Source organism: uncultured Kiloniella sp., assembly GCF_937128705.1.
Taxonomy (GTDB): Bacteria; Pseudomonadota; Alphaproteobacteria; order Kiloniellales; family Kiloniellaceae; genus Kiloniella.
This window is the reverse complement of sequence record NZ_CAKZMP010000424.1, coordinates 1-11,072: the sequence shown is the minus strand read 5'-3', so window position 1 is coordinate 11,072 and position 11,072 is coordinate 1. Positions and strand designations below refer to the sequence as shown.

The 11,072-nt window shown below is 45.0% G+C and carries 9 protein-coding genes; 3 read left to right on the top strand and 6 right to left on the bottom strand.

The genetic code is table 11. The annotated features are described in order from the left end of the window. Nucleotides 1–112: 112 nt before the first annotated feature. From Q0241_RS21820 to Q0241_RS21810, 3 genes are all read right to left on the bottom strand, one after another. A complete protein-coding gene (locus Q0241_RS21820; protein ID WP_299381310.1) occupies nt 113–592 on the bottom strand; it encodes a tripartite tricarboxylate transporter TctB family protein in 480 nt (159 codons plus the stop codon). A 41-nt stretch (nt 593–633) separates the two neighbouring features. Continuing rightward, entirely contained in the window at nt 634–1,632 is a 999-nt protein-coding gene (locus tag Q0241_RS21815; RefSeq protein ID WP_299381307.1) for a tripartite tricarboxylate transporter substrate-binding protein, read from the bottom strand. Nucleotides 1,633–1,926: 294 nt separating this feature from the next. Then, complete coding sequence (locus Q0241_RS21810; protein WP_299381303.1) at nt 1,927–3,024, bottom strand: ABC transporter substrate-binding protein; 1,098 nt, start codon at nt 3,022–3,024, stop codon at nt 1,927–1,929. Nucleotides 3,025–3,217: 193 nt separating this feature from the next. Here Q0241_RS21810 and Q0241_RS21805 point away from each other — a divergent pair, with 193 nt between their 5' ends. Together Q0241_RS21805 and Q0241_RS21800 are read left to right on the top strand one after the other, a co-directional pair. Further along, entirely contained in the window at nt 3,218–3,880 is a 663-nt protein-coding gene (locus Q0241_RS21805) for a response regulator transcription factor (RefSeq protein WP_299381300.1), read from the top strand. Continuing rightward, nucleotides 3,880–5,271 (top strand): sensor histidine kinase, encoded by a 1,392-nt coding sequence (locus Q0241_RS21800; RefSeq protein WP_299381297.1) that lies wholly within the window; start codon nt 3,880–3,882, stop codon nt 5,269–5,271. Before Q0241_RS21805 ends, Q0241_RS21800 begins: the two co-directional genes overlap by 1 nt. A gap of 136 nt (nt 5,272–5,407) precedes the next feature. Here Q0241_RS21800 and Q0241_RS21795 read toward each other — a convergent pair whose 3' ends face one another. Both Q0241_RS21795 and Q0241_RS21790 read right to left on the bottom strand, forming a co-directional pair. Further along, nucleotides 5,408–7,303 (bottom strand): PhoX family phosphatase, encoded by a 1,896-nt coding sequence (locus Q0241_RS21795; protein WP_299381294.1) that lies wholly within the window; start codon nt 7,301–7,303, stop codon nt 5,408–5,410. Between the two features lie 162 nt (nt 7,304–7,465). Next, nucleotides 7,466–8,362, bottom strand: coding sequence for a LysR family transcriptional regulator (locus Q0241_RS21790; RefSeq protein ID WP_299381292.1), 897 nt, complete (start codon nt 8,360–8,362; stop codon nt 7,466–7,468). 194 nt (nt 8,363–8,556) lie between these two features. Between Q0241_RS21790 and glyA the strand changes: the two genes are divergently transcribed. Beyond that, a complete protein-coding gene (gene glyA / locus Q0241_RS21785) occupies nt 8,557–9,819 on the top strand; it encodes a serine hydroxymethyltransferase (protein WP_299381289.1) in 1,263 nt (420 codons plus the stop codon). A gap of 214 nt (nt 9,820–10,033) precedes the next feature. On the opposite strand, the gene Q0241_RS21780 is transcribed toward glyA, so the two are convergent. Next, the gene (locus Q0241_RS21780; RefSeq protein WP_299381286.1) at nt 10,034–11,041 is read right to left on the bottom strand and encodes an SEL1-like repeat protein; all 1,008 of its coding nucleotides are present in this window, start codon (nt 11,039–11,041) and stop codon (nt 10,034–10,036) included. Nucleotides 11,042–11,072 lie beyond the last annotated feature (31 nt).

The window sequence follows — 11,072 nt, the reverse complement described above, 5'->3', positions numbered from 1 at the left end:
CCAAGCCCGGGTAACATGCCGATAAAGGTTCCTGCGAAACACCCAACAAAAACCATAAGAAGATTAACAGGTGAAGCAGCAGTGCTTAACCCTTGAAGAATACCATCAAGCATTAATTTGCTCCAAAAATAGTAAAGATCTCACCGGGCGCGAGATAAATACCCAGGAGCGTGTCGAGAATAAACCAGAAACCTACAGTGGCAGGCACTGAAGAGAGAAGGATAACGTGCCATCGTCTTTCTCCAAGTGCATAGATACCGCCAATTAGGAATAAGACCGTGGATAACAGGAAACCAAGAGGGCTTAGTGCAAAACCATAAAAGACCATGAGGCCGATGAGGATAAACGTTTTGCCCCAATTCAATCCGCGGAAGACAGAAAGGATATCGTCTGTTTCTTCTCTTTGCGGAAGAATAAGAATAAGGAAGGAGACAATGCCTGTGAGCCAGGAAAGAGCAATTGGCATGGTTCGGGCGGTAAAGGGTTCAAGTTCATCACCGGGAAACAAGGGAATATGCCTTGCTTCCATGCCATAAGCGATTGCGAGAACCAGAAAACACAGCGCGCCCGCTTTTTCCTTGCTGAGGATCATTATCTCCATTCCTTCTTTATTTTATTGATAAGATACTTGGCTTAGAGAAAGCCAAGCTCTTTCATAAGGTTGCCGATAATGCCTTCTTGCTCTTCAAGGAAGGTATAGAAAACGTCAGCAGGCTGGAAAACTTCGACCCAGCCATTACGGGAACGAACAGTTTCCCATTCTGGGGTGTCGTACATTTTTTCAAGTGTCGCGTTATAAGCAGCAACTTTTTCTTTGGATGTGCCCGGTGCTGCAAAGAAACCACGCCAGTTTACAAAGGTAGCGTCAATTCCCTGCTCTGTGAGCGTTGGAATTTCTGGAGCATCGTCAATACGGTTGGCACCCGTCATGGCAAGAATGCGAACCTGACCACTGCGTTCTAGTTCCAATGCCTCGGAAAGGCCTGTTGAAAGTAAGGCTGTTTCACCGGACAGAAGGCCAGCCATTGCCTTGCCACCTGCATCATAAGGAATGTATTTAACTGCTTTTGGATCGCCACCAGCAGCTTTAAAAGCTTGTGCTGCAACCAGATGATCCATGCTGCCACGTGCGGAACCGCCAGCGATTTTCACAGACTTTGGATCTGCTTTGAAGTCTGTCACAACTTCAGAGAAAGACTTGTATTTGGAATCTGCAGGGACAACAAAAGCCGCGTAATCCCCAATAACACCGGCAACAGGGACAAGATCACGGAAAGATTGTGGGAAAACTTTTGTCAATGAACGGATAACGATTGGTGTCGAGTTCACCATCAGGGTGTCACCCTGACGTTCAGCTGTTTCGATCAGGTGCGCAATGGCTTTACCGCCACCACCGCCGGACATATTTTCAAAAGAAGCAGAACCTAGCAGACCTGATTTTGTTAGGGCTTCACCAGTGCCACGTGCTGTTCCATCCCAGCCACCGCCGGCGCCACCAGGAATTAGGAAGTGGATTTTTTCCATATCAGCAGCAGAAACAGAAGAAAGCGGCATGGCCATGCCAACGGAAACAGCCGCAGCTGCCATAGATAGCACAAGACGGCGGGATAGTTTTGTTGTTTTGCCAAACATGAATTGGCCTCCGAGTATGATTGTTAATTCGATGAATAACAAACCGCCGAGCAAAGTCGGACGAGGGGAGGCATTTATATAGGAAAAATCAGTTCAGACGTTTATCCGAGCCGTTTATTATACTGTCTCCCCAACCGCTTTTTTTATTTTTTTTGCAGCGGCCTACCATTCAATGTCACTACGCTAATCTATAAAGCTGTCACTACCCTGTCGTTAGGTGAATTATTTTTAATAAAATAATATTTACTTTATATACAGTAATTTGCATCAACTATGTAATGTAATACATTGAGTTTATTCGCCGCGTAGAGACTTGTTCCATTGATTTATTGTTTTACGTCTTTTTACCTGATCAAGATATACCAATAGTCCGGGACCAACTTTTATAGGCTGTAAATTACTACGGGCTTGAGCGTCCAGAATTTCTTGTGGTCCACTACTTTTAACCGCGGGATGCACCGCATTTAATTTGGCACTGGTGGTGAGCAGTTGCTGCCCACGTTCTGATAGCAAATATTCTAAAAAGAGTTTCCCTGTCTCTTTGGATTTTGCTGCTTTGGGGATCAGTGCAAGGCGGGAAAGAACAGTTGTATAGTCTTCCGGGTATAGAATACCGAGATTTGGGGAGCTTTCTAATCGTGCTAAGGCATAAGACCCTAAAACATTATAGCCGATAACATACTTTCCACTGTTGACGTTATTGATGATGGCCGAAGAGTTTGTCGATAGTTTTACACCGTTTGCCCCAAAGGTTTTAACGAGGTTCCAGATGCCATTGTAACGTTCTGAATCAACACCCATAAACAGAAATCCAACACCACTACGTTCGATATCGTAGGTCGCAATACGTCCAAAAAGATCCGCGTGTCTTTCGGCCAGAAAACGTTGGAGTTCAAGGCGTGTTTTGGGCAGTGTATGGTTTTGGAAATACTTTTTACTATAAATTGTAACCGCGGGTTCCGATGTGAACCCAAAGACTTCGTTCCGCCACTGTGACCATGAGGGCATATCTTGCGCTGTTGATATTTCTACGGGCTGGGCAAACCCGTCGTTGGCAAGTTTCATCTGAAGGTCCATCGCCGAACTTATGGCGATGTCTGCTGTTACGTTATTTTTTAACGTTTCATTTTGAATGCGTTCGTAGAGTTCAAGGGATTGTAGATCGTGATAGGCGATTGAAATATCAGGAAACAGTTGTTGAAAGTCAGCTATTATACCTTGGAAAATATCAACATCGGTTACGCTGTAAATGGTAATGACATTGTTTTCTTTTCCCGATGTTGCTGGGAAGTCAAATGCTTTGGCGTAGCTTGAGCTTATGAATAAATGGCCCGCAAGTAATGCGCTTAACAATTGGAAAATGACAAACAGTAATTTGCATAAAGCTTGCAAACCTAATGTTCTTATTATTGATAGTCTTTTAATGATCCGAGCCCCTGATTAAGTGTGTGACCAATTTCTGGTTTCTGATTTTTCTTCATAACTTATGGTTCAAAGCTGTCGGGAACCTGTCATTAGAAAGAAAATAGATTTTCTTTGTTCCCGGGCTTTTCAAAACCCTTGGAACAAAGTTAGTCTTTTGCGCATGAGAATACTAGTCGTAGAAGATAATGCTGCTTTGGCGGATGGAATATCCAGTGCGCTCACCCGTATGGAAATGGCCGTCGATGTTGTAGGTGATGGGACCGAGGCAGACAATATTTTACGTACTCAGGAATTTAATCTGGTCGTCATGGATTTAAACCTTCCGGGGTATGACGGGCTAGAGATTTTAAAACGCTATCGTCAAAACGGTGGTAAAGCCCAGGTTTTAATTCTGACTGCACGGGATACATTGAATGATCGGGTCAAAGGTCTTGATCTTGGGGCTGACGACTATCTGACGAAACCGTTTGATCTTGTCGAGCTTGAAGCCAGAGTACGCGCACTGCTTCGGCGGCAGAGTGGGTTGAAATCCCCGGAAATAACAATTGGTGAATTGGTCTTTGATAGCGTTGCCCGACGTGTTTCTCTTATGAACGAGCCTTTGGATCTTCCGCGCCGAGAGTTCTGTCTACTGGAACTTTTGATCAGCAGAGCAGGGCATGTTGTTAGTAAAGAGCAAATTGCCGACAGCCTCGCCAATTTTGATCAGGACATCAGTCCAAATGCCGTAGAGCTTTACATAAGCCGCCTAAGAAAGAGGTTGGCAGCAGCCAATATTAACATCAAGACTGTTCGGGGTCTTGGTTACCTTCTGGAAAAATAATGAGCTGGCAGCGCAAATCACTTCGTCGGCGTTTGTTGCTGTGGTTACTTGGAGCACTCGCCGTTATTTCTGCTCTGATGCTTTTTGAGGTCAGATCCAGCGCAACCAAAGCGGCTAATGAAGCTTATGACCGGGTATTGTTGGGGTCTGCTTTGGCTATTGCCGAACGGGTTGTTGTTGTTGGCGAACAACTGGAAGTTGATGTTCCCTACGTTGCGCTTGAAATGTTAACATCTGCTGCTCAAGACCGCGTATTTTATCAAGTAGTTGGTCCGGGGAATGCTTTTATTACGGGTTATGATGATTTGCCGGTCGTTGATGGCAATGAGATCCCTAAAAATGATTCTCCTCTGTTTTTTGATGCGGATTATCGTGGTGATGCCATCCGGGCGGGTGTGATTTCTCGTCATATTTCGGGGGGACGCCTGTCTGCTCGCTTTACTGTGATGGTGGCCGAGACCGTAGAGGGGCGAAATAATCTGATTAATGAAATGATGACAGCTGCAATTGTGCGCCAACTCGTGTTTATCTTGGTCGCTGGCATCGTCTTGTGGATAGGTATCGGGTGGGGGCTAAAGCCTCTTGTTAGATTGGAAGCTGCCCTTAATCGCAGAACGCCCTCTGATCTTCGGCCGATAGAACATGAAGTCCCGCAAGAGGTCCGACATCTGATCGATGCGATTAATGATCTGATGAAAAGATTAGGGGCGTCTATAGAGGCTATGCAGCGATTTACCGCGAATGCTGCGCACCAACTAAGAACACCATTGGCGGCGATCCAGACACAGGCAGAACTGGCCAGTGATGCAAAAGACCCAGAAGAAGTTTCTAGGCGTTTGGAGCATCTAAACCGAAGCACCAAGCAAACTTCACGTCTTATTAATCAGCTACTTAGTCTGGCTCGAACGCATCAGGAGAACGAAAATTTCCAGTCCGAAGCTATTGACCTGAAAAGGTTAAGTGAAGAGGTGACAAGAACATATGTACCTCTGGCAGTTGCGCAACGAATTGATCTGGGGTTCGAGCCGCTAGACCCAACTTCGTCTGTCTTTGGAAATGAAGAACTGATTAAAGAGGCGCTAAAGAACTTAATTGAAAATGCCTTGAACTATTGCCCCGAAAATTCTACGGTTACAGTTCGATTGAAAAAGGTATCGAAGGATGTTGTTCTGGAAGTGGAAGACAACGGTCCCGGAGTTTCTTTGGATCAGCAGGATAAGATTTTTGAACGCTTCTATCGGTCTGAAACGCGGGACGACGAAGGGTGCGGTCTAGGGTTACCGATTATCAGAGAGATCATGGAGCGCCATGGTGGATCAATTGAATATCATGACGTCAAGCCGGGACCAGGTGCCTGTTTCAAATTAAGGTTTCCTTTAATTGCCCCCTAAGGGTATGTCTTGGGTTAAAGGCATTTCTTGGGGCATTTGAGTAAACCACCGACTTTCTATTTTGGATGATTAAATAAACCAACGAGGAAGATAACTTCCTCGTTGGTTATTGACCTCTCTGACCTATTAAATCGTATTAACCGATAACAGATCCGTCATCTTTGGTGACTGCAATGATCGCTGAACGAGGTGCTGTTCCTGCGCCGCCGGGGAAGGTGCTATCGCCTTTTTCGCCGGGGTGCTGGATGCCGACAAAGACTGTTTTGCGGTCTTCGCTCCAGGTAATGCCTGTCACTTCACACTCTTTCGGGCCAACAAGGAAACGCTGAATTTCACCAGTTTCAGTATCCCCGATCAGCATTTGGTTATTTCCCATTCCCGCAAAATCATCCTTGTTGGAATATTTGCCATCGGTCTGGATCCAGAGCTTACCGTTGTTATCAAATGAAATACCGTCCGGCGCATTGAACATATTGTGTGCATCAATGTTCTTTGAACCTGCATAGGCGTCGTTATGAACGGTGGGGTTGCCAGCCATTACAAAAAGATCCCAAGAAAAAGCATTTGAAGTATGGTTTTCTCCTTCTGGTCTCCAACGAACGATTTGACCATAGAGATTTGCCGCACGCGGGTTTGGACCCGTTACAGGTGTTTCGTCGCCACCTGCATTTGGTTTCTTGCCGCGATTTTTGTTGTTTGTCAGAGCACAGTAAATCTCTGCTTTTTTCGGGTGTGAAGCGACCCATTCTGGGCGATCCATCGTCGTTGCGCCAACCTTGGATGCGGCAATACGGGCGTGAATACAAACTTCAGCTTGGGATTTCATACCTGTTGTGTCAGGAGAAAGTTCCAGCCATTCACCACTTTGGTCATTATTGAATTTGGCAACGTAAAGTTTTCCGTCGTCAAGAAGGTTCGTATTGTCGCTGCCTTCAACGAACTTTCCTTTTGATACAAAGCGATAGATGAATTCACCACGCTCGTCATCGCCCATGTAAACCACTACATGACCGTCTTTGTTGATCACAACCTCTGCATTTTCGTGTTTGAAACGGCCGAGTGCAGTACGTTTTTTGGGCGTTGATGTTGGATCACTTGGATCAATCTCGACAACATATCCGGCTCTGTTTGGTTCATTCGGATTTTTACTGATGTCAAAGCGTTCATCTTCGGTGGCCCAGGCATAGCCCCAGTCTTCGTTCTTGACGCCATAGCGTTTCAGTTCGTCACTTGGCGTATAGTTTTCGTCACTGCTGGAAAAATAGCCGTTGAAGTTTTCTTCGCATGCGAGATAGGTGCCCCAAGGTGTACGACCATTCCCACAGTTATTCCATGTGCCGAGTGATTGTGTGCCGGATGGATCGGCAGATGTTTTCAACAGGTCATGGCCACGTGCAGGACCGGAAATTTCCATAGGTGAATCAGCTGTAATACGGCGGTTATATTTGGAATCTTTTACAATATTCCATTTCTGGCCGTCTTGTTTGACCTCGACCACTGTAACACCGTGAGCGGCTTTGCCTTTGCGAATATCATCCGCTGTTTCCGGTAACTTGCTCTCACGGTTGTCGTATATGATGTTGCGGTTTGTGTATTCATTGTTAGAGATCAGCAAGTGATGCCCATCAATGGTGAACAAGGACATACCATCATTGTTATCCCCAATGGCAAGTTCCTGGCTTTCTCCGGTACCGCGCGTTTCATGATCAAAGGGAGCAGACTTGGACCATAGCTCATCCCCCCATTTGGTCACAACTTGCCATGAATACCCTTTGGGAACAGTCACGGTATCCAAAGTGTTTGCAGGAATAGGTTCAAAGTTAAAATTGCTTGCAGCTTTGGCACTAAACGGCGTTAAAGCTGTTGATCCCAAAACAAGTGCAGATGCCCCGATGGCCAAACCACCACCTAGAAAATTACGGCGGGACAAAGCTTTTTCTACAACCCGTTCAAATCCGGTTACTTCTGGGCCGGGATTTATAATTTCATCAAATTCATCAAAAGAAAGGTCTTCGTTTCTGATTTTAGTCATCTTGCACTCCTGAGCGCACGACCGCCTTGGTGGGAGTCGGCTTTATCATTTTTGAATGCTTAACGGTTACTTACTTGCCATTGCACAAATATGACACTTCTTGGAACCTTTAAAAACAAGTCAGCTTTGTCTTGTTAAGATCTATAGCGGATCAGTAAAGGGTTATTTTTCCAGTAGTGTTTTGATAATCAAATCAAGATATGGGTTACTCTTGGCCGATTGTGCTGTCGTGATGACCAAAGTCCGATCCAGTGTGAGTGGTTTGTCGAAAGGAACGACCAGACTTCCATCTTTTAGGTGGTTTTCAACCAATGCCTTGTGGCCCATCATAATACCTGCGCCATTTCGGGCTTCTTCTATGGCAAGTCCATAGAGAGAATAAACAGGTCCATCGGTGCTTAAGGATGTATCAGGCAAGGCATGGCTAATCCATTTTGACCAGTCTTCTGCCCAGGAAGCGTCGTGGAGGCAAAGCGCTTTGTTCAGGTCTTCATGTTTATATAGTCGACTGGCAACCTGCGGTGAGCAGACGGGGAAGATGATATCCTTGCAAACTTCGTAGGTCGTGGAAAAAACATCCTTATTCTTGGAGAGGTTATCCCGATAAAAAATACTAATATCGAAAGGTTCGCGTTGAAGGTTTGGCTCTTTTTCCAAAGCCGTGACAGAGATTGTTAGTTCTGGTGCGGCCTGCCTGACAGAAGGCAGTTTGGGAGAGAGCCAGAGCTGGGCAATACTGGGAAGGGCGGCAATACGAATATGTTTGGGCGTGGCTTGCGATCGAAGTGTTTGCACAGCAAGACCAAGTTGATCAAAAGCAGCACTAAACTCGGAAAGAACGTTTTGGCCCAATTCGGTTAACTCAACGCCTTGTGATCGCCGAATGAAAAGGTCTGCGCCGACCCATGCCTCTAGTGATTTAACGTGTTGTGCCACGGCACCCGGTGTTACGCAAAGTTCATCTGCTGCGGTCGAAAAACCACCAAGTCGTGCCGCTGCCTCAAAGGCGCGGAGAGAATTCAACGGAGGGATTTGTGGCCGAGGAGGGACAATAGTCATGATATATCAGACTCAGTTTTTCTAGGCCTAAGATATAGCAAAACTGATTTGCAATGTCTATAGAATTAGCGCGATCATAAAGGTGTCTTCAAGAGACATTAACTTAAATGCGTCAGCTCAGATCAAGCTGACTTGTATATAATGGTTAAGCCTATCTAATTGGGCTGGCGCATACTTCTATAGGGATATTGCAGATGTCAGTGTTTTTTGACGCCCCAGTTACAGCAACTGATCCATTAATTGGTGAGGCTTTGCAGAATGAAAAAGCCCGGCAACAAGACCAGATTGAATTAATCGCATCTGAGAATATTGTCAGTCGTGCCGTTTTAGATGCCTTGGGGCATGAGATGACGAACAAAACGCTCGAAGGTTATCCGGGTGCACGATTTCATGGCGGCGGACGCTATGTGGATGTTGTTGAGCAGGCAGCTATTGATCGGGCCAAAGAGCTATTTAACTGCGCTTATGCAAATGTTCAGCCTCATTCTGGTAGCCAAGCTAATCTGGCTGTTTTTTTCACACTTCTCAAGCCCGGTGACAGGGTTTTGAGTTTGGATCTCGCCGCTGGTGGTCATTTAAGTCATGGTTTGGGGGCTAATCTATCTGGTCGATGGTTCGAAGCGCATCACTATGGTGTTGAACGGGGAACGGGGCAGATCGACTATCACAAACTAGAAGCTCTGGCATTGGAAATTCGTCCCCAACTGTTGATTACGGGGGGATCAGCCTACCCAAGAGAAATCGATTTTGAACGTATGGCGGCGATTGCCAAAAAGGTAGATGCGTTTTTTCATGTTGATATGGCGCACTTTGCTGGTTTGGTTGCAGGTGGTGTTCACCCTAGTCCGTTACCCCATGCCGATCTTGTGACCTGTACAACCACCAAAACACTGCGTGGTCCGCGTGGGGGGATTATCCTTTCCAAGTCTGTTGACTATGAAAAGAAACTACAGGCTGCTGTTTTCCCCGGCGTGCAGGGATCAATTCATACACAGGTTCTGGCAGCAAAGGCAGTCTGCCTTGGCGAAGCCCTACAACCAGAGTTTAAGTCTTATACAAAACAGATAAAAAACAATGCCCATACACTGGCCGAGACGCTTTTAGGAAATGGAATTAATCTGGTATCTGGCGGAACGGATACGCACATTGTTCTTCTGGATCTCAGTGCCCAGAAAAAGACAGGCCAAGCGATTGAAATACTTTTAGAGCGCGCAGATATTACATCGAACAAAAATCCGATCCCGTTTGATAGTAAGCGTCCTGCTGATTGGGTTGGTCTGCGCCTTGGGGTGAGTGCTGCGACAACGCGGGGCTTCAAGGAAACTGAATTCGTCGAACTTGGCCAGATGATTAGCGAAATGATTTCGACTGCTGGTGCTGAGCAAGAGGGCGCGGTTATTCAAAAATCTAAAAAACAAGTAGCAAGTATTTGTTCTCGCTTTCCAATTTATTCTTGAGGAAATGTTGATATAGAATTTAAAGTGCAGAATTTAAATCCGTGAGGCCGGATTTTGTGGGAAGTAAAAGAAACTTCCCATAAGCAGATAGATTCCCGAAATTGAAAGGGACGTCTCTTAAGAATATACACAGTTTAAGGTTATAGCAGGCGGATGATTTTCGCCTGCTAAACTGTAGAAATGTCATTATTTAACCAAGAAAGTTAACCTGAAATCAGTACCTCTCTAGCCATTGCTCAGATTGTTTTCTTGCTTTTGAAATTTCTGAATCAGACAACTTTGACGCTGCTAAATTCAGAGCTTCTTCAACAGATTTTTTTCCAGATACTTTTGCGGTAAGAAGCCACATATAAGCAGATAGATAATCTTGCTCTATACCGTATCCATTAAATAACATGGTACCCAGATTATATTGTGCAATTGGATGACCTTGATTTGCTGCCAAATTGTACCACTTGATGGCTTCCTTGTAGCTTTGATCGACACCAAGCCCGTTATAATACATATATCCTAGATTAAATTGAGCTGCGTTATGATTTTTATCCGCTGCCAACTGATAAAACGTCAAGGCATTCGAATAACTTTGATCGACACCATACCCATTAGAAAACATGGTTCCCAAGTTGAAAATGGCATCTAATTGATCTTGATATGAAGCTCTTTTGTACCAATAGATGGCTTTTTGATAATCTTGCTGAACATGGGTTCCAGAATGGTACAGAGAACCTAAATTATATTGCGCATCTTTATGTCCATGCTCTGCTGCTTCTCTAAAATATTTAATAGCGTTAGGTATGCTTTTTTCAACACTCAGCCCTTTGTAGTGCATTTGTCCTAAATTATACTGAGCATTCGCATTACCTTGGGCCGCAGATTTTTTAAAGAAGTTAAAGGCTTGCGTATAGTTCTGTTCTACGCCAATACCTTTAAAATATAGGTGAGCAAGATTATATTGAGCGTTCGATGCTCCTTGTTCGGCTGCTTTTTTGTACCAAGAAAAGGCTTCAGAAGGGTTCTTTTCTATGCCAAAACCTTTCGATAGCATAACAGCTAACTTGTACTGAGATGCTGCATGACCTTGTTCAGCTAACCTTGTAAATGTTCCTAATGCTGTTTGATAGTCTGCTCGGTCATATGCAGCCAAGCCATTCTCAAAATCACTAGATTTTGCAATATTGGACCACAAAATCAGACAAATGATCAGGGGGATGATTTTCAACATTTATTGGTTACTCATAAGTAGATATATTCTC

Bases quoted from the DNA above. Each gene is read 5' to 3' on its own strand.
- Q0241_RS21820 (WP_299381310.1), bottom strand. From the start codon at position 592: ATGATCCTCAGCAAGGAAAAAGCGGGCGCGCTGTGTTTTCTGGTTCTC.
- Q0241_RS21815 (WP_299381307.1), bottom strand. From the start codon at position 1,632: ATGTTTGGCAAAACAACAAAACTATCCCGCCGTCTTGTGCTATCTATG.
- Q0241_RS21805 (WP_299381300.1), top strand. From the start codon at position 3,218: ATGAGAATACTAGTCGTAGAAGATAATGCTGCTTTGGCGGATGGAATA.
- Q0241_RS21800 (WP_299381297.1), top strand. From the start codon at position 3,880: ATGAGCTGGCAGCGCAAATCACTTCGTCGGCGTTTGTTGCTGTGGTTA.
- Q0241_RS21795 (WP_299381294.1), bottom strand. From the start codon at position 7,303: ATGACTAAAATCAGAAACGAAGACCTTTCTTTTGATGAATTTGATGAA.
- Q0241_RS21790 (WP_299381292.1), bottom strand. From the start codon at position 8,362: ATGACTATTGTCCCTCCTCGGCCACAAATCCCTCCGTTGAATTCTCTC.
- glyA (WP_299381289.1), top strand. From the start codon at position 8,557: ATGTCAGTGTTTTTTGACGCCCCAGTTACAGCAACTGATCCATTAATT.
- Q0241_RS21780 (WP_299381286.1), bottom strand. From the start codon at position 11,041: ATGTTGAAAATCATCCCCCTGATCATTTGTCTGATTTTGTGGTCCAAT.